Raw genomic sequence first — 18,044 nt, 5'->3', positions numbered from 1 at the left:
CATACAGACAGATATTAGGTTTCACTTATTAAATGCTAAAGGAGCTTCACAATGGACTTAACAAATGAAAATCATGAGAATCTAGCTTTTATGATTGAAAGCTTAAAAAAGAAACTGCAGCTGGTTAACAGCGGACTGATCCAGCCTGAAGATTACGAGCTGAACAAATACGATGATATTAAAGAACTATATGACATGGTAATGAAAATGCCTTCATTCAGCATCAGAGATATGGAAGGAATCGTCGAAGAACTTGCATCCCTTAAAAAGAAATAACAGAAACCCCCTTAAAACTTGGCATTCGCCAAGTTTTAAGGGGGTTTTAATTATTGGTTCGCTTTTTTTGCAACCTTTTCAATCGCTTCTTGTGCAGCGTGCTGTTCTGCTTCTTTTTTGGACCTTCCATATCCGATGCCAAAAGCAGCATCATTTAGCCTAACCTCAGAAACAAATTCCCTGTTATGTGCAGGTCCTTTTTCCTGTACGATCTTGTAATCAATATGACCTAATCCTTCACGCTGAACATACTCTTGCAGCTGGCTCTTAAAATCCATCACATGAGAAAAAGCACCTTCGTTTATCCGTGGTACAACGTACTGATTTAAAAACTCTTTTACTTTATCGAGTCCCTGATCAAGATACAGCGCTCCTATAAATGCCTCGAAGACATCCGCTAGAAGAGCAGGCCGTGATCGTCCACCAGTGTTTTCTTCTCCTTTTCCCAATAGTACAAAGTCACCAAAGTGCAGGTCGTTAGCAAACAGCACCAAAGATGGTTCACAAACGATAGCCGCTCTAAGTTTTGTGAGTTCACCTTCACTCATGTTTGTAAACTTACTGTACAAGTATTGAGAAATTGTCAGTTCCAGAACAGCATCTCCCAGAAATTCCAGTCTTTCATTATCCTCGAATGTTCTTCCTCGATGCTCATTCACATATGATGAATGCGTAAAAGCTTGAGCTAATAGTTTTACATTTTCAAATTGAATGTTTAAACGTTCCTGAAGAGGGGCTACTTTCTGAATGCGCACTTTGTCATCCATGCCCTTTTTGGAAGCCGATTTAAACCGGTTTTTAACTGTTTTCTTTTGAATTGATTGATGTTTTGAACCTTTCATAAACTTCCTCCAAAAATCTCGTAAAAGGGCTATTTGATGTTTCCTCCCTAAAAAGGGAAGAAAGCCCCGCATTTATACACGGGACTTTATCCGTAAAACCTTATTGTTTGCTGTTTATGTAATCTACAACGTCACCAACAGTTGCAATTTTCTCAGCATCTTCATCAGAAATTTCTAATTCGAACTCATCCTCAAGTTCCATAACTAGTTCCACTACATCAAGAGAGTCTGCACCTAGATCCTCTTTAAAGGAAGCTTCAGGCTTAACCTCAGACGCGTCAACACCTAGACGGTCAACAACAATCTTTGAAACTCTTTCTAAAACGTCTGCCATTTTGTGTGTCACCTCCTTTCAATAGTATATGCTTTTTCCTCTAAAAAAACTAGAGGGTTTCCGTTCTAAAAATCAGGCTGTTTTGGGTAGACTTTGCTGCTCTTGAAAGTAGTTGATTTCCGTTTCAGGATGCTCGCTTTCCGTGTGGGTGTGCGGTGAGCCTCCTTGCCGCCATGCGCCCTTAGAAGTATCACCTGTCACACTGATCCCGCTGGAGTCTCGCACCTTACACTCCAATCAACTGACAATGGAGACAAATACAAAAATACTCCCATAAGCAACAATCTTTTAGAAACTAACCTTTTGTAAAGACCTATTTAATATCAGCTAAACAGCAGGATTACATAACCATTCCGCCGTCAACATGAAGTGTCTGACCAGTAATATACGAACTAGAATCACCTGCTAAAAATGCTGCAGCCGCTGCTATGTCATCAGGCTGACCGAAGCGCGCCAGTGGAATATTTCGTAGCATATCTTCTTTAATGCCTTCTTCTAGCTTGCCTGTCATATCTGTTTCAATGAAACCAGGAGCAATTGCGTTAACCGTAATTCCTCTTGAAGAGAGCTCCTTCGCAGTCGTTTTTGTAAGTCCGATTACTCCCGCTTTTGCGGCAACATAGTTTGCTTGACCTGCGTTTCCTGAAACACCGACGATCGAAGCAATATTTATAATACGGCCATTTCTTTGTTTCATCATCTGTCTTGTAACAGCTTTTGTTGTTAAGAATACACCTTTTAAGTTAGTGTTTATGACTGCGTCCCAGTCTTCTTCCTTCATTCGCATTAAAAGGTTATCTCTCGTGATTCCCGCGTTGTTTACAAGAACATCAAGGCTGCCAAATTCATCTATGACAGACTTAACCATGTTCGTTACTTCTTCTGAATTTGAAATATCAGCCTTAATCGAGAAGGCTGTACCTCCGTTTGCTTTAATTTCTTCAACTACCTCATTGGCTTTTGCTTCGCTTCCAGAATAGTTGACCGCTACTTTCGCGCCATTTTTCGCAAAATAAAGGGCAATTGCACGTCCAATACCTCGTGAAGCACCTGTTATTAACACAGATTTATTATTAAGCATCAACAGATTCTCCTTTCAGTTTTTCCAAAGCTTGCATCATTGAATCCATATCTCCGACCGCAAACACGTTAGCTCGGCGATTTACTTTTTTCACAAGACCGCATAAAACTTTCCCAGGTCCGATCTCAATGAATGTATCAACACCCGAATCCATTAATTCTCTAATCGTTTCCTCCCAGCGTACAGGAGAATATAGCTGTTCAATCAGCTTGGACTTAATTTCTTCTTTCGATGTAACAGGTTTCGCCGTAACGTTTGCAATTACAGGCGTTTTCGCATCATGTATTGTAATATTTGATAAAACTTCTGCAAATTTCTCTGCAGCTGGTTTCATTAAAGCAGAATGAAAAGGACCGCTTACCTGTAAAGGAATTACTTTTGCACCTTCTTCTTTTGCTTTGCTGCCCGCTTCTTCAACACCTTTTACCGTGCCAGAAATAACAATTTGACCCGGACAGTTCAAATTAGCCACTTGTACACTGTCTCCGGACACTGAAACTTCAGCAGTAATTGCCTCAAGGCGTTCTTGATCGAATCCGATAACCGCAGCCATTGTTCCTACACCAGCAGGAACAGCTTCTTCCATTAGGAGCCCGCGGTGTCTAACAGCATAAACCGCATCTTCAAACGAAATACTTCCAGCTGCAACAAGGGCTGAATATTCCCCAAGACTATGACCTGCAGTGTAATCAGCAGAGATACCATGCTTTTTAAAAACTTCAAGTACAGCAGATGATACAGTCAGCAAAGCTGGCTGAGTATTCTCTGTTTTCTTGAGCAGGTCTTCAGGACCTTCAAAAATGATCTTTGAAAGATTGAATTTCAAAACTTCGTCTGCTTTATCAAAAATATCTTTTGCAAGAGTTTCTTGATCTGCTAATTGTTTTCCCATTCCCGCGAATTGAGAACCTTGTCCAGGAAAAAGAAAGGCGATTTTACCCATAAGTTATTCCTCCTTTTGGATGTCAGGCTGTATATGGCTCAAAATAGTATTCACAACATTTTTGTCTACCATATCTTTAGTTTGTCTTATTGCGTTTAAGACTGCATTTGCATTGGATGAACCGTGCGCTTTAATAACAGGTGCGGCTAATCCGAACAATCCTGCACCGCCATATTCTGTATAGTCAAGTTTATCTTTAATTCCTTTAAGCTTCGGTTTTAATACACCTGCTGCAATTTTGCTCGTAAAGCTTGATGTGAGCGTTTCTTTAATCATTGAGAACATGCTCATTGCAGTACCTTCAATAGACTTTAATACAAGATTGCCCGCAAAACCGTCACATACCACAACGTCTGCTGCGCCCATTAAAAGATCTCTGGATTCAACGTTGCCCACAAAATTAATGTTTGCGTCCTGCAGCAAAGGAAACGCTGCTTTTGTTAAAGCATTGCCTTTTTCACTTTCTGTACCAACGTTAAGAAGTCCAACACGAGGATTATCGATCCCTCTGACTTCTTGGCAATAGACTGATCCCATAAGCGCATATTGTAATAGATGCTCCGGTTTTGCATCCATGTTCGCGCCAACGTCTAGAAATAAAAAACCTTTTCCATCGAGTGTAGGGAGTGTAGGTGCCAACGCTGGCCGTTCGATCCCTTTAATTCTGCCAACGTAAAAGAGACCGCTCGCCATCAGTGCTCCCGTATTACCTGCAGAAATATAAGCATCTGCACTTCCTGTCTTCACTTCATTTGCCGCCAATACCATCGAAGCATCTTTTTTTCGGCGAACAGCGCGAACAGGTTCCTCAGCTGTTTCAATTACTTCAGTTGTATGGATAATTTTAAAAGAATGATCGCTTGGTAAATGTTCATTGATTTTATCTTGGTCACCAACCAAGGTAATCTTTAGTTCAGGATATTGTTCAACAGCCAGCAATGCGCCTTTTACGATTTCCTTCGGGGCATTGTCACCACCCATTGCATCTATTGCGATAATCATGCTGATTTAACTTCCTTCCTTTGAATCTTGTTTTGATCTGAACATCGTAAACTCACCGTTAAAAACAAGCTCTTTTTCTACATAGCTATTAACTTCAACAGTTGTCCGTTCTGAGCCTTTTTCTGTAACTTTGGCTTTTGCCACAATTCTTTCGCCAACTCTTACAGGTCGGGAAAAACGAATGCTGGCCCGGGCAGTTAAAGCGAGTTCATCATTAATAATAGCAACTGCAAGGGAGTTCGCCTGTGCAAATACATGATGTCCTCTCGCTATCTTGTTGCGTGAAAACACATGTTCTTCTTTTATATCAAGAATCGAGATAGCTGACTCATCTAACTGAAGATCAATGATTTCACCGATTACTTCCTCTATAGGCAATGCTTTAACATCGTCCAGCTTCGTTTCGGCTACTGACTTAATCCTCTCCCTAAGCTCTGGTATTGAAAGTTCCAGCCGGTCAAGACGTATTGTCTGCACACTTACACTGAATTTCTCCGCAAGTTCCTCATCAGTAATAAAAGGTGTTTGTTTTATCGTTTCCTTTAGCAGCTCTTGCCGCTCCCGTTTTGTTTTTTTCATAAATACTTTCCTTCTTCCGTTAAAAAGGTCCCATTTATGAGAAAGATATTCTCTCTGCAAATGAAGGGCGTTAGAAAAGCAGGCGCCGTTTGTAATGGCGTACCTGCTGTATGTTCTTTCTGCTATTAAGAGCTGGTACTAATAGTAGTATATAGTATCAGTATCCATCTTTCAAGAATTAATCGAGCCTTTCCTTATCTAGTACACCTTCATTGGTGAGTATCTCTCTAATTAATGCGTACGTATCGTCAGTCCAAAATTCATCTGAATTTACAAGTGTAGCAGCATCATTTCTTGCTGTCTCTAAAATGCGATAATCATGCACAAGATCAGCAACTTTAAATGCTGGCAGACCGCTTTGTTTATTGCCAAAGAAGTCACCAGGCCCGCGAAGCTCTAAGTCTTTTTCTGAAAGCTCAAAACCGTTCGTCGTTTCGGTCATGATCCTCATGCGTTCTTGACCTTCTTCAGTTTTCGGATCAGCAATAAGCACACAATACGATTGTTCACTGCCGCGGCCTACCCTTCCTCGCAACTGGTGCAGCTGTGATAATCCAAACCTTTCAGCATCATAAATGACCATGATGGTAGCATTAGGTACATTCACACCAACTTCAACGACCGTTGTTGAAACGAGGATCTGGCATTGGTTTGCAGCGAACTGCCGCATCACTTCATCTTTCTCCGAAGAATGAAGTCTGCCATGCATTAACCCAACTTCGTATTCATGAAAATATTGGCTTAATTGTGCATGTACATCTATCGCGTTTTGGACATCAACTTTTTCTGATTCCTCAATAAGAGGACAAATAACGTATGCTTGTCTGCCATTAACAATCTCTTTTCTGATGAAATCAAGAACACGTTCTAACATTCCATGCTTTGCCCAATGCGTAATGATAGGTTTTCTTCCTGCTGGCATTACATCAATTGTAGAAACATCCATATCGCCGAAAGCAGAAATGGCGAGTGTACGAGGTATAGGAGTAGCCGTCATAAAGAGGACATCCGGCTTTTCTCCTTTTTCCCTGAGAACTCTGCGCTGATTTACACCAAATCTATGCTGCTCATCTGTTATGACTAATCCAAGATTTTTAAAATCTACTTCTTCTTGGATCAAGGCATGCGTCCCTACCATGATCTGGATTTCACCCTCACTTAACAAGCTAAGTGTTTCTTTTCGAAGTTTCCCTTTAACTGAACTTGTTAACAAAGCGACGGTTATGCCAAATGGCTTAAAAAGCTCTTTTAAAGATTGAAAATGCTGTTCAGCAAGTATTTCAGTAGGGACCATCAGTGCACCCTGTCTGTTTGCTGTGACAGCAGCATATAGGGCAATCGCAGCAACTACGGTTTTTCCGGAGCCGACGTCACCTTGCAGAAGCCTGTTCATTCTGCTTGTATCAGAAAGATCCTTTAAAATCTCTTCTACCACCCGCTGCTGAGCTTCTGTAAGCTGAAAAGGGAGCGATTGAATAAACAGATCAACTTTAGACCTGTCGTAAAAAAGAGAAGCACCTTCAGATTGCTGCCTGTTCCACTTTCTAAAAATCTGCATCTTAAACTGAAAAAATAAAAGCTCCTCGTAAGCGAGTCTTCTTCTCCCAGCCTTTAACACTTGGAAACTCTCAGGAAAATGCATCATTTTTAATGCCGCTTCTTTTTCAGGCAAACGATATGCTTCACGCAGTTTTTCTGGCAATGGGTCTGGAATCTGGCCGGAAAATTGTTTGAACGCTTGGTAAATGAATTTTCGCATCGTTTTTCCATGCAATGTACCTTTAACAGAGTATACAGGTTCAATTTTTCTGTCATCGGAAAATGTTCCAAAATGAACATCACTCACTGTTAATGTCATTTTATTACGGTCCCATTTACCTGTAATCGTTAAGGATTGCCCTAGGGTTATTTGACTTTTTAAAAATGGACGATTAAAGATTACAGCAGTAATTAAATACTTGCCGATCAGCATACGAAATGAGAGTCTTGATTTTTTCTTCGGAAAATAACGCAAAGAAGGCTCAGAATGAACCTTCCCTTCAATGGTTGCTTTTTCGTCATGTGCGATCTCTGATAAATCTTTTTTCTGATAATCTTCGTATCGATAAGGCAAATACTCAATTAAGTCCTGGACATTAAAAATACCCATACTTGCTAATTCTTCTGCTTTTTTGTCACCGATTCCTTGAACGGCAGTTATTGATTCCGTAATCATAATTACTTCTCATTTAGCGGAATGCCGAATATTTTTGCCTCAAGCTCTCTTCCAGTTGGAGTAGCAGCAAGACCGCCTTGAGCGGTTTCACGAAGTGCAGAAGGCATTGACTGACCGATCTTATACATAGCATCTATTACTTCATCACAAGGAATTCTGCTTACGATACCAGCTAAAGCCATGTCTGCTGCAACAATTGCATTGCTTGCTCCCATCGCGTTTCTTTTTACACACGGAACCTCTACGAGACCTGCTACAGGATCACAAACTAAACCAAGCATGTTCTTTAATGCGATAGCCATTGCCTCAGCTGCCTGTGAAGGTGTTCCACCAGCTAATTCTACAATCGCCGCTGCTGCCATACCAGTAGCGGAACCAACCTCTGCTTGACAGCCTCCTGCAGCTCCTGAAATTGAAGCATTGTTAGCTACCACAAATCCAAATGCTCCTGCTGTAAACAGATATTCAATCATCTGTTCCCTTGTAGGATTAAGCTTTCCTTTTAATGCAAATAAAGTTCCGGGGACAACTCCTGCAGAGCCTGCAGTTGGCGTCGCACAGATTGTACCCATTGCAGCATTTACTTCATTAGTTGCCATAGCTTTACTGACAGCATCAAGCATCAGATCTCCAGAAAGGGATTTGCCGGACTTAATATAGGCCTGCAAAAGCTTTCCATCTCCTCCAGTTAAACCAGAATGAGATTTAACGTCCTCTGTTATCCCTCGTAATACTGCTTCTTCCATAACGGTTAAATTCCGGTCCATGAATGAAGTAACTTCTTCTCTTGAACGGCCTGTTACTTCCATCTCTTGTTCAATCATTATATCTGCAATTTTGCATTTATTTGATTCAGCTAATTCTATTAATTCAGCTACATTACGAAACATTAGTTCCTCACCTCTTAATCATGTATCTTTACGACTTGCTGGACAATAGGAAGAGAATTCAATTCATTGATGATAACTTCATCCGCATTCTGATCAATTTCAATCACCATTAATGCTTCTTTACCTTTTTCCTTACGTGAAACTTCCATATGCCCAATGTTAATCTCATGCTTCGCTAAAATGTTCGCAACACCTGCAATAGCCCCGTACTTGTCATTATGGACAATAAGAAGTGCCGGATGGTTGCCTGACAGCCTCAGACTGAAACCGTTCAATTCTGTAATTTCGATCTTTCCGCCGCCAATTGAAATTCCTACAACTTCAATCTGCCCATTCTCATCACCAATAATTACTCGTGCTGTATTAGGATGGTCAGTGACTGCATCTTCCTCAGTCATCGATACTTCAATACCTTCCTGTTTCGCTATTGTAAGCGCATCCACAATCCGGGTATCAAATGTGTCATAGTCTAATATTCCACCGACTATAGCAACATCAGTTCCATGACCGCGATACGTTTTCGCAAAAGAACCGTAAAAAGAAATCTTTGCAAACTCCGGCTTTCTGCCAAATAAATGTCTTGCTACTCTTCCAATTCTTGCAGCACCGGCTGTATGTGAACTTGATGGTCCAATCATTATGGGACCGATAATATCAAAAACACTTTTATATTTCATGACGATCTCCTTCGATTGCGTTTTTTCCAAATAAAATAAGTATTCCCTCTTAACTTTATCACACTTTAAGTTTAAGAGAGAATACTTTTAATTTTTGGCTCTTTTCTAAAGGATTGTTGCTTTTGGCTTTTCAATTCTCATCATTTGCAAGTTGATTGGAGCGCAAGGTGCGAGACTCCTAGGGGACGAGCGGTCAGGTGAGACTCCTAATGGTGCAAAGCGGCAGGAGGCTCACCGCACGCCCCGTGGAAAGCGAGCATCCTGGAGCGGAAATCAACCACTTCCAAAATCAACAATGTATGCGAAAACAGCCTAATTTTTACTCAACTGAGAGAATAAATGAGTAGATCGGCTGTTTTCCGTCATGGATCTCAGCTTCAGCATCTGGGAATTTTTCTTCGATGAAATCAGCAAGTTCTTGCGCTTCATCTTCAGAAGAATCTTCACCATAAATGATGGTTACGATTTCTGAATCTTCATCCATCATTTTTCCTAAAAGCTCTTTCGTCACTTCTAACTTATTTGTCTTTGAAGTGATGATTTTACCCTCTGAAATCCCCATAAAGTCACCTTTAGCAATCTCAACACCATCGATTGATGTGTCTCTGACAGCGTAAGTTACTTGCCCGGATTTTACAGAAGTAATGGCTTCGTTCATCTTCTTTTCGTTTTCCTTCATATCTGCCGAAGGGTTGAACGCTAAGATTGAAGCGATGCCTTGAGGAACAGTCTTAGTACGGATGATGACAACTTCTTCATCAACAACGCTTGCAGCCTGTTCAGATGCCATAATGATATTGCTATTGTTAGGAAGAATGAATACTTTTTCTGCATTTACTTCAGAAATAGCACGTACAATGTCTTCCGTACTAGGGTTCATAGTCTGTCCGCCTTGGATAACTGATGCTCCCATTGAAGAAAACATTTCTTCGATTCCTTCGCCCATAGCAACTGTAACAATCCCGTATTCTTTCTTTTTCTCAGCAGGCTGAGAGTAAGAAGGAATAATTTCATTTTCACTTTCTAAGATCGCCGAATGCTGTTCACGCATATTTTCAATCTTAATGTTGATCAAACTCCCATAACGGTGAGCAAGAGTCAGCATGTTACCTGGCTGCTCTGTATGAATGTGCACTTTTACCACATCATCATCCGCAACAACGAGAAGAGAGTCACCATGTTCTGCAAGCTCGTTTCGGAAGTTCATTTCATCAAATGGATTGTTTTTAACTTTGTTTTCTTCAAATTTCACCATGAACTCTGTGCAGTATCCAAAGTGGATATCTTCAGTTTTCATGTGGATTTGAGCTTTGTGATGTTCCGCGTTGACAAGTTCACCCATGGAAGGAGCATTTACTGAAACTTTAGGCAGCTCTCTTCCTTCTAATACAGCTAAAAAGCCTTCATATACAGTGACTAGACCTTGTCCGCCCGAATCTACTACCCCTACTTCTTTTAAAACAGGAAGAAGATCTGGTGTGCGGTTTAAGGAAGCTTTAGATTCTTTAACGAGTTCCTTCATAATATAAAGGACATCATCTGATTTTTTTGCTTCTTTTACTGCTTTTTTAGCAGCATCTTTTGCAACTGTTAAAATTGTACCTTCGACAGGCTTCATTACAGCTTTGTATGCAGTTTCTACACCCTTGTCAAACGCATTAGCAAACTCTGCAGCTGTAATGGTTTCTTTGCCTTCAATAGCTTTAGAAAACCCTCTGAATAACTGAGATAGAATAACGCCAGAGTTCCCTCTTGCTCCCATTAAAAGCCCTTTAGCGAACGCGTTTGCTACAGCGCCTATTTGACTTGAAGTGTTTTTCTCAACCTCTTTTGCACCAGATGTAATCGTTAAGTTCATGTTTGTTCCTGTATCACCATCTGGGACAGGAAATACATTAAGTGCATCGACCATTGCTGCATTTCTTGATAAGTTTGAAGCACCCTCGAGCACCATTTTTGCAAACTTTTTTCCGTCTAATACTTTTAAAGACACAAAACTTCCTCCTAACTAAGGGGTTGTCACCCTGACACCCTGAACATAGATATTGACTGAGTCAACCGCCAATCCAAGCATTTGATCCAGGGTATATTTCACTTTGTTCTGAACATTATGAGCCACTTCAGAAATCTTTGTTCCGTAGCTTACAATGATATACATATCAATATGTACTTCATCTTCCTCTTGTCGGACAACGATCCCTCGGGAGAAATTTTCACGTCCTAAAAGTTCAGTTAATCCATCCTTTAATTGCTTTCTTGATGCCATGCCAACAATTCCGTAACAATCAATTGCTGCACCGCCAGCGATAGTAGCAATCACTTCATTAGAAATATCAATTTGACCATAGGTTGTTTTCATTTCAATGGACATGCTTACATCCCCCTTTAAATTGTTAAATGGCTAACAAATATTTTACTATACATTAGGTTTTTTTGAAAGGACTACTACATTTCACACTATGTAAAAAGTATTGTCAAGGAAATTTACTTGAAAACCATAATGAATATGTTGCAATGCTCAGAGAGTCATGCTAATATTATTTAGTATTTAACATACGATTGAATTGATGCAAAGCTTTTTTGCTGTAAAGGAGGTTCACCTACTATGGCTCGTAAATGTTTTATTACTGGAAAAGGACCTAAAACTGGTAACAAGCGTTCTCACGCAATGAACAAATCAAAGAAAAGCTGGGGAGCTAATGTCCAAAAGGTTCGCATTCTTGTGGACGGAAAGCCTAAGCGCGTATACGTATCTGCTCGTGCACTTAAATCAGGTAAAGTAGAACGCGTTTAATAAAAAAACGGCAGCAGAGGCTGCTGTTTTTTTTTATTTTCAATAAATATGTGGAGGCTGTACACTTTTTAGTGCATTTTTTTGATATTAATTACACATTGAGCGTGATTTCTGCGTGGTCAGAAAGAGATCCTGCGTGATTATATTAGTTTCTGCGTGGAACAAAGAACTTTTTGCGTGAAAACGGTGTTTGTGCGGGAACGGTGTAATAGATTTAAGAACACGTACTGTAAATATAAACTTTAGATATCTTAATAAACACAAAAAAAGCGCACAAGGCGCTTTTTTTGTTTGTTATCCTTTTTTAAAAGAACCTAAGATGGCACGTACGAATCCCCCTAAGAATCTAGGAAGTTTAATGGTATAAAATTTCATCTTACCCCTCCTCCAGGCCCATAAAAAATGATAAGAGCAAAAACCTAACATACAATATTCCCCGTCTTATAAAAAGGTGTCTCGGGGCCTGTTTTCCCATGATTTAATTAATCATGGCTCTTTACCATCAATATTATGCCAGAGTCGAAAGAATAAGTACCACTTTTATTTACAAGCTCATTTGATATACAGAGCGAAGACCCCATCTTCAAGGAAGCCTTTACTAAAGGATATTTAAATCCCTTTAGTGTGATGCCTTTTACTTCTTCCTGAAAAGCTAAGAAAGAGATATAAGAGTAATGTCCCTCTCTTTCAATCGTATATTTTCCAGGCAGCTTTAGAGAGATTTCATTTTTTATATCTATTACCTTCACATCAGCATTGCTAGAAATAGTTCTATAGAGCAGCTGGATGTTCATTATCTCGTGATCCAGTCTTCCTCCAGTTGCGCCGAATAAAAGTATTTCTTCCGGTTTCTGATCCATTGCCCATTGAAGGGCTAATTCCATATCAGTGAAATCTTTTTCTGACTGATATTGATTCAGAATAATATCTGACTTTAGGATATTATCCTTTTCTGCTGCAGAAACTGAATCAAAATCACCGAAAGCATATGCAGGCTTAATCCCTTTTTGCAAAAGGATGAATGTACCTCTGTCAACACCAACCCACAGATCTCCTGATGAGGTATCATAGTTTTTAAGTTCTGGGATCAGATGATCTGGACCACCGGCAACAATCCTTATTTTCATGCTGCCTGATGATATCCCTTTCTTGCTGCATGCAATAATCTTGGAGCAGTGTTAGTTATAAAAATCACGATTAGAGATGTAATTCCAAAAATGACGACCATAAACGAACCGTTGTACATAATCGAATAAAGCCATACATTCATCTCTTCGGCAAAATCACTAAAGAAAATAACTCCGGATAATACATGTGAAGCAAGTCTCAACGCACATCCAATAAAGATTCCTGTAACCATCAGTAAAGTTCTCTTTGCTTTATTTTGAGTAATTGACGGCGCAAATGCCCCCGCAACACCTGCTAAGGCAAAAGCAAGCGGGTAATCTAAAATGAGCTGAGCAGGGTGAACGATATATGGGTTCACTAGCAACTGAAGCAAACCTACTGCTAATCCTGTAAAAACACCTGCTTTTAATCCCCTTCTGAACGCTATTAGAAAAATCGGCACCATTTCTAGAGAGACAGAACCCCCTTGCGGCCAAACGCCATTGAATTTTATAAGTCCTAATATCAATGAAAGTGCAGCCATAATAGCTATTTCTGTTAATAGTAAAACGTTGTTGTTTTTCATCTTTTATCCTCCTCGATCGATGATTTGAAAAGGCTGTTTTCTAAAAGCTGCTGCTTTTGAATGTTTTTTTTAATGTGCATCGTTGAATAGTTGATTGGAGCGCAAGGTGCGAGACTCCTGCGGGAGCAGCGGGACAGGTGAGACCCCGGCAGGCTTATTAGCCTAGGGGGCTCGCCGCACGCCCCGCGGAAAGCGAGCATCCTGGAGCGGATATCAACGTCTTCTAATAGCAACAAAGATTACGAAAACAGCCTTTAATAAAATAAAAAAAGCAACCGGCATGTGAGTGCGGTTGCTTTAAGATTCATATCATCTGAATGCAAAAAGTACGACTCCACATCCCTACGCAGGCATTATCCAGCTTCAGGTTCAAAGGGTCGGGAGTACACTCCCCTCTCAGCCCATTAATAGGACTCCCCCTGTGGTTACTTATTTTATTAACACCTTAATTATACACCACGAATGGAGTTTATTGCATCTTTTAAATCTTTTTTCCCATATATGGCAGAACCGGCTACTAAAACGTTCGCACCTGCTTCAATGCATAAAGGGGCTGTTTCAGAATTAACACCGCCATCTACCTCAATTTCTACATTCAGCCCATGAGTCTGTACTAGCTCAGAGACTTCTCTGATCTTTGGTACAACATTTTGAATAAATGACTGTCCGCCAAATCCAGGGTTAACAGTCATAAGCAAAACCATATCGATATCATGAATGATATGCTTTATTGCATCAACTGGAGTAGCTGGGTTTAATACAACGCCTGCTTTAACACCTTTAGCTTTAATCAATTGTATCGTTCTGTGAAGATGAGTTGCCGCTTCAACATGAACAGTAATAATATCTGCACCTGCTTCGGCAAATTCCTCAATATACGAATCCGGATTTTCTATCATTAAATGTACGTCCAGCGGTAGTTCAGTCAATGGACGTATTGCTTTAAGAACAAGAGGACCCATCGTAATATTCGGTACGAAATGTCCGTCCATCACATCTACATGAATGTAATCGGCACCGGCCATCTCAACCGCTTTTATTTCTTCGCCTAACTTTGAAAAGTCAGCCGATAAAATGGAAGGAGCTATTTTAACCATTTAGTACCTCCGTTTTTGATCTTTTATTTCCTGTAAAAAACTCACGTAATGATCATATCGAAACTGTGGAATTGCACCTTCTTCGACACCTTGTTTGACAGCACATTTAGGTTCAGAAGTATGTGAACACCCGCGGAACTTACAATTACCTCGTCTCTCATTCATTTCAGGAAAATACATAGACAAGTCTTCAGCTTCAATGTTCATGAAATCCAAGGAACTGAATCCAGGTGTATCGGCTACAAGTCCGTTTCCAAACAAGATGAGTTCAACATGGCGTGTTGTATGTTTACCCCGTCCTAAATGGCTTGATATCTCGTTCGTTTCAAGCATGAGTTCTGGATTAATGGCATTTAACAGCGAGGATTTCCCGACGCCGGACTGCCCGGCAAATACCGTCACTTTATCTTTAAAAAGCGGGTAGAACATCTCCAGGCTGTCGTCTGTTTTTGTTGAAGTCGGATACACATCGTAGCCTAATCTTTTATAAGTTTCAATATATTTTTGAATCTCATCAAGTTCTTCAGTACCCTGGACAAGGTCCATTTTCGAAATACAGATTACAGGCAAAATATCATTTGCCTCTATATGAACTAGAAACCTGTCTAAGAGAAGCGTGCTAAAATCAGGTTCGGTTGCCGAAAAAACGAGAATGGCCTGGTCTACGTTTGCGATGGGAGGGCGGACTAATTCATTTTTTCTTTCTTTCACATCAAGAATATAGCCATCCGTAACATTGCTGGATTCATATTCTACCCAGTCACCAACAAGCGGGTTCACTTTCTTTTTTCGAAAGTTTCCCCTTCCCCTGCATTGGAAAACTTCAGTCTTGCCTGTTTCTTTTACGTAATAAAAACCAGCCAGCGCTTTAACGATTCTTCCTTCAGGCATGCTTAATCACCATCGTCCCCTTCCTGAATATCATCATAATTTATTGTTTCTTTCTTTGCTTCTTTATCATTGATATAAACAACGTAAGAAGCGCTGCCGCCTTCAGCAATAGTCAAAGGCAGAGAATACTCCTTTGATTCTGTTATTTCTTCTTCCACGAAAACTTCATTTGCTGCATTTTTGTCCGAATAAACAATTTTTACACGGGCAGGCTCATTCTTATCTTTTTTGTTTAGCTTTACATTTATTTTTTCAGTCGTGGTGCGGTCTCCCGCAGTTTCTTCGGATTCATCTGGTTCTTCTTTATTTGGATCTGGGCCATCCGACAGAACGACTGTAATGGTTGCTCCCTTTTCAACTTGTGTAAAAGGAGCAGGGTCTTGGGAAATGACTTTTCCTTTTTCAACAGTATCAGAATACTCAGACGTAAATTCAGCTAACAGTCCCTCATTATCTGCAAACGTTTCAGCATCTTGCTGAGTTAATCCGATTAAATTTGATATTTGGACCGTTGGAGTACCCGAGCTGACTGTTAAAGTAACTGTAGTCTCAGCAGGAGTTACCTTCTCATCTCTGTCAGGACTTTGAGTAAGTACTGTCCCTTCTGGCTCAGAATCGGATTCCTCATAATTGATATCAATATCCGTAAATCCTTTATCTTTTAAAAGTGCCTGTGCTGATTCGATGTTGTAGCCTTCTACATCAGGCATATCTTCCTTTTCCGGACCTTTTGAAACATGAAGTATAATAACTGCATGCTCTTTTACAACCGTTCCACCAGAAGGATTCTGTCGGATTACATGGCCGTCTTCAACTTCCGGATCAAAAACTTCTTCTCGTTTTACATCTAGACTTTTTGCTTTTAATTTATCAAAAGCATCCTCATAATCGTCTCCAACTACATCTGGAACATTGACTTCTTGTACAGAAAATACAGATGACCATATGGTAAAGGCAGCAACTGCAGCTCCGCCTAATAGAAGAATGGTTATCAGGAGGATGAGCCACCATTTCTTTTTCTTCTTTTGCGGCGTTTTCACTTCTTCATTGATAACGGGTTTTTCTTCAACAGGAGGTGGAACAACCGGTGGGATGAATTTAGTTTTCTCATCCTCATCGCTGTCCTCATTCCATTTTTGCTCATACATACGTTCCGGCAAAAGTGCAGAGTTCATGTCAGTTAACAGCTCTTGTGCACTGTCATACCTTTTAAGAGGATTTTTTGCCAGTGCTTTTAAAATGATGTTCTCAACACTTTGAGGAATCTCAGGATTAAGCCTGCGAGGCTCTATCACATTTTCCTGCAGGTGTTTTAATGCAACAGAAACCGGTGATTCACCAACAAACGGTACTCTGCCTGTAACCATTTCATATAAAACTGCTCCGAACGAATAAATGTCCGACTTTGCATTGGCAATTCCACCCCGAGCTTGTTCAGGAGAAAAATAATGAACAGATCCCAATATTGAATTAGTATGTGTAATGGTTGCAGAAGTAATAGCCAGCGCAATCCCGAAATCAGTAAGTTTTGCTGTTCCATTTTCAGTAATTAAGATATTGTGCGGTTTAATATCACGATGAATAATTCCATGATCATGGGCAACTGCCATACCTGAAACAATTTGCTTCATAATGTGCAAGGATTCTTCTACAGATATTTTCCCATGTTCTTTTATGTATTGTTTAAGTGTCTTCCCTTGCACGTACTCCATAACAATAAAATAGATTTCTTCGTCTTCTCCGACATCATAAATACTTACAATGTTAGGATGATCAAGACTTGTAGCTGATTCTGCTTCCCTTTTAAAACGTCTAATAAAATCTTCATCCTTATTAAACTCTGAACGAAGAACTTTTACAGCAACATCCCGATCGAGAATTAAATCTTTCGCTCGATAAACGATGGCCATTCCGCCGTCACCAATTACTTCCAAAAGTTTGTAGCGGCCACTGACTCTTTTTCCAATCATGCTTTTGCTTCCCCTTTTGTTTCTGTGTCAGAACTATTTTGAATAAGGATAGCAGTTATGTTATCTTCTCCACCCGCATCTTTTGCCCAGGCAATTAATTTTTCAACCTTATCGGCAACAGTTTCCATTGAGTTATCCAATGCTTCTTTAATTTTTTTAAATGACACTTTGTCCGATAATCCATCTGAACAAAGCAATAGGTAATCACCAGAATGCCAAGTGATCACATTTAATTCTGCCTCAACGGTTTCATCGGTTCCAACAGCTTTCATAATCAAGTTTCGTCTTGGGTGAATTTCGGCTTCATCTTCTGTGATCTGACCTGATTTCACAAGTTCCTGAACGAGAGAATGGTCATCGGTTACCCTTTTCAATTCACCTTTTGAATATAAATAACATCTGCTGTCACCAATATGAGCAACAGTGATCTCGCGATTCGTTCCCAAGGCAACTACAATCGTTGTACCCATCCCTCTAGTCTCAGGGTTCCCTTGCGAAAATTGGAATATATGTTTATTGGTATCGTTCAGTACATTTTGAATCCAGTCTTTAATATTTTCCATGTTTTCTTCAAAATGAACCCATGCTTCCTTAATTATTTTAAGGGCTTCCTGACTTGCGATATCCCCCGCTTTATGACCACCCATACCATCAGCAATAACTGCAAGAAAGTGTTCACCCTTTGTGAACACTTCCCCGCTGTCTTCATTATGCTTCCTTACCATTCCAACATCCGTTTGAAAGGCAATTTGCATATCCC

At 40.1% G+C, this 18,044-nt stretch carries 20 protein-coding genes and 1 riboswitch; of the genes, 2 read left to right on the top strand and 18 right to left on the bottom strand.

Annotated elements, in window-relative coordinates:
• Window positions 1-51 precede the first annotated feature (51 nt).
• A complete protein-coding gene (locus ACFQ4X_RS06290) occupies window positions 52-276 on the top strand; it encodes a DUF1128 domain-containing protein (RefSeq protein ID WP_379833767.1) in 225 nt (74 codons plus the stop codon).
• Between the two features lie 50 nt (window positions 277-326).
• On the opposite strand, the gene rnc is transcribed toward ACFQ4X_RS06290, so the two are convergent.
• From rnc to ACFQ4X_RS06235, 11 genes are all read right to left on the bottom strand, one after another.
• Window positions 327-1,043 carry a ribonuclease III gene (gene rnc / locus ACFQ4X_RS06285; protein WP_379837064.1) on the bottom strand — a complete coding sequence of 239 codons (717 nt, stop codon included), beginning with the start codon at window positions 1,041-1,043 and terminating at the stop codon, window positions 327-329.
• Window positions 1,044-1,218: 175 nt separating this feature from the next.
• Window positions 1,219-1,452, bottom strand: a complete 234-nt coding sequence (gene acpP / locus ACFQ4X_RS06280; RefSeq protein WP_066289334.1) for an acyl carrier protein — start codon at window positions 1,450-1,452, stop codon at window positions 1,219-1,221.
• A 340-nt stretch (window positions 1,453-1,792) separates the two neighbouring features.
• Complete coding sequence (gene fabG, locus ACFQ4X_RS06275; protein WP_379833766.1) at window positions 1,793-2,533, bottom strand: 3-oxoacyl-[acyl-carrier-protein] reductase; 741 nt, start codon at window positions 2,531-2,533, stop codon at window positions 1,793-1,795.
• Window positions 2,526-3,476, bottom strand: coding sequence for an ACP S-malonyltransferase (fabD, locus tag ACFQ4X_RS06270; protein ID WP_379833764.1), 951 nt, complete (start codon window positions 3,474-3,476; stop codon window positions 2,526-2,528). The genes fabG and fabD overlap by 8 nt, the downstream gene beginning before the upstream one ends.
• 3 nt (window positions 3,477-3,479) lie before the next feature.
• The gene (gene plsX / locus ACFQ4X_RS06265; RefSeq protein ID WP_379833762.1) at window positions 3,480-4,478 is read right to left on the bottom strand and encodes a phosphate acyltransferase PlsX; all 999 of its coding nucleotides are present in this window, start codon (window positions 4,476-4,478) and stop codon (window positions 3,480-3,482) included.
• 6 nt (window positions 4,479-4,484) lie between these two features.
• Window positions 4,485-5,057 carry a transcription factor FapR gene (gene fapR, locus ACFQ4X_RS06260; RefSeq protein WP_379833761.1) on the bottom strand — a complete coding sequence of 191 codons (573 nt, stop codon included), beginning with the start codon at window positions 5,055-5,057 and terminating at the stop codon, window positions 4,485-4,487.
• Window positions 5,058-5,235: 178 nt separating this feature from the next.
• On the bottom strand, window positions 5,236-7,272 hold the full coding sequence (recG, locus tag ACFQ4X_RS06255; protein ID WP_379833759.1) for an ATP-dependent DNA helicase RecG: 2,037 nt from the start codon (window positions 7,270-7,272) through the stop codon (window positions 5,236-5,238).
• A gap of 2 nt (window positions 7,273-7,274) precedes the next feature.
• Window positions 7,275-8,162, bottom strand: coding sequence for an L-serine ammonia-lyase, iron-sulfur-dependent, subunit alpha (gene sdaAA, locus ACFQ4X_RS06250; RefSeq protein WP_379833758.1), 888 nt, complete (start codon window positions 8,160-8,162; stop codon window positions 7,275-7,277).
• 14 nt (window positions 8,163-8,176) lie between these two features.
• A complete protein-coding gene (sdaAB, locus tag ACFQ4X_RS06245) occupies window positions 8,177-8,839 on the bottom strand; it encodes an L-serine ammonia-lyase, iron-sulfur-dependent subunit beta (RefSeq protein ID WP_379833756.1) in 663 nt (220 codons plus the stop codon).
• A gap of 319 nt (window positions 8,840-9,158) precedes the next feature.
• Complete coding sequence (locus ACFQ4X_RS06240) at window positions 9,159-10,832, bottom strand: DAK2 domain-containing protein (protein ID WP_379833755.1); 1,674 nt, start codon at window positions 10,830-10,832, stop codon at window positions 9,159-9,161.
• Between the two features lie 15 nt (window positions 10,833-10,847).
• Window positions 10,848-11,210 carry an Asp23/Gls24 family envelope stress response protein gene (locus tag ACFQ4X_RS06235; RefSeq protein ID WP_066289314.1) on the bottom strand — a complete coding sequence of 121 codons (363 nt, stop codon included), beginning with the start codon at window positions 11,208-11,210 and terminating at the stop codon, window positions 10,848-10,850.
• A gap of 234 nt (window positions 11,211-11,444) precedes the next feature.
• Here ACFQ4X_RS06235 and rpmB point away from each other — a divergent pair, with 234 nt between their 5' ends.
• The gene (gene rpmB, locus ACFQ4X_RS06230) at window positions 11,445-11,633 is read left to right on the top strand and encodes a 50S ribosomal protein L28 (protein WP_066240673.1); all 189 of its coding nucleotides are present in this window, start codon (window positions 11,445-11,447) and stop codon (window positions 11,631-11,633) included.
• 294 nt (window positions 11,634-11,927) lie between these two features.
• Here rpmB and spoVM read toward each other — a convergent pair whose 3' ends face one another.
• From spoVM to ACFQ4X_RS06195, 7 genes are all read right to left on the bottom strand, one after another.
• A complete protein-coding gene (spoVM, locus tag ACFQ4X_RS06225; protein WP_066240671.1) occupies window positions 11,928-12,008 on the bottom strand; it encodes a stage V sporulation protein SpoVM in 81 nt (26 codons plus the stop codon).
• 107 nt (window positions 12,009-12,115) lie between these two features.
• Entirely contained in the window at window positions 12,116-12,760 is a 645-nt protein-coding gene (locus ACFQ4X_RS06220; protein WP_379833753.1) for a thiamine diphosphokinase, read from the bottom strand.
• Window positions 12,757-13,326, bottom strand: coding sequence for an energy-coupled thiamine transporter ThiT (gene thiT / locus ACFQ4X_RS06215; RefSeq protein ID WP_379833752.1), 570 nt, complete (start codon window positions 13,324-13,326; stop codon window positions 12,757-12,759). Before thiT ends, ACFQ4X_RS06220 begins: the two co-directional genes overlap by 4 nt.
• 322 nt (window positions 13,327-13,648) lie before the next feature.
• Window positions 13,649-13,756: riboswitch (TPP riboswitch) on the bottom strand.
• A gap of 19 nt (window positions 13,757-13,775) precedes the next feature.
• On the bottom strand, window positions 13,776-14,423 hold the full coding sequence (gene rpe, locus ACFQ4X_RS06210; protein WP_379833750.1) for a ribulose-phosphate 3-epimerase: 648 nt from the start codon (window positions 14,421-14,423) through the stop codon (window positions 13,776-13,778).
• Window positions 14,424-15,314, bottom strand: a complete 891-nt coding sequence (gene rsgA / locus ACFQ4X_RS06205; protein WP_379833749.1) for a ribosome small subunit-dependent GTPase A — start codon at window positions 15,312-15,314, stop codon at window positions 14,424-14,426.
• Window positions 15,315-15,316: 2 nt separating this feature from the next.
• Window positions 15,317-17,284: a Stk1 family PASTA domain-containing Ser/Thr kinase gene (pknB, locus tag ACFQ4X_RS06200; protein ID WP_379833747.1), complete on the bottom strand. Its 1,968-nt coding sequence runs from the start codon at window positions 17,282-17,284 to the stop codon at window positions 15,317-15,319.
• Window positions 17,281-18,039: a Stp1/IreP family PP2C-type Ser/Thr phosphatase gene (locus ACFQ4X_RS06195; RefSeq protein ID WP_379833745.1), complete on the bottom strand. Its 759-nt coding sequence runs from the start codon at window positions 18,037-18,039 to the stop codon at window positions 17,281-17,283. Before ACFQ4X_RS06195 ends, pknB begins: the two co-directional genes overlap by 4 nt.
• Window positions 18,040-18,044: the final 5 nt, after the last annotated feature.

It is taken from the genome of Fictibacillus halophilus, assembly GCF_042680145.1.
In the GTDB taxonomy this organism is placed as follows: domain Bacteria; phylum Bacillota; class Bacilli; order Bacillales; family Fictibacillaceae; genus Fictibacillus; species Fictibacillus halophilus_A.
This window is presented reverse-complemented; position numbering and strand designations above follow the sequence as displayed.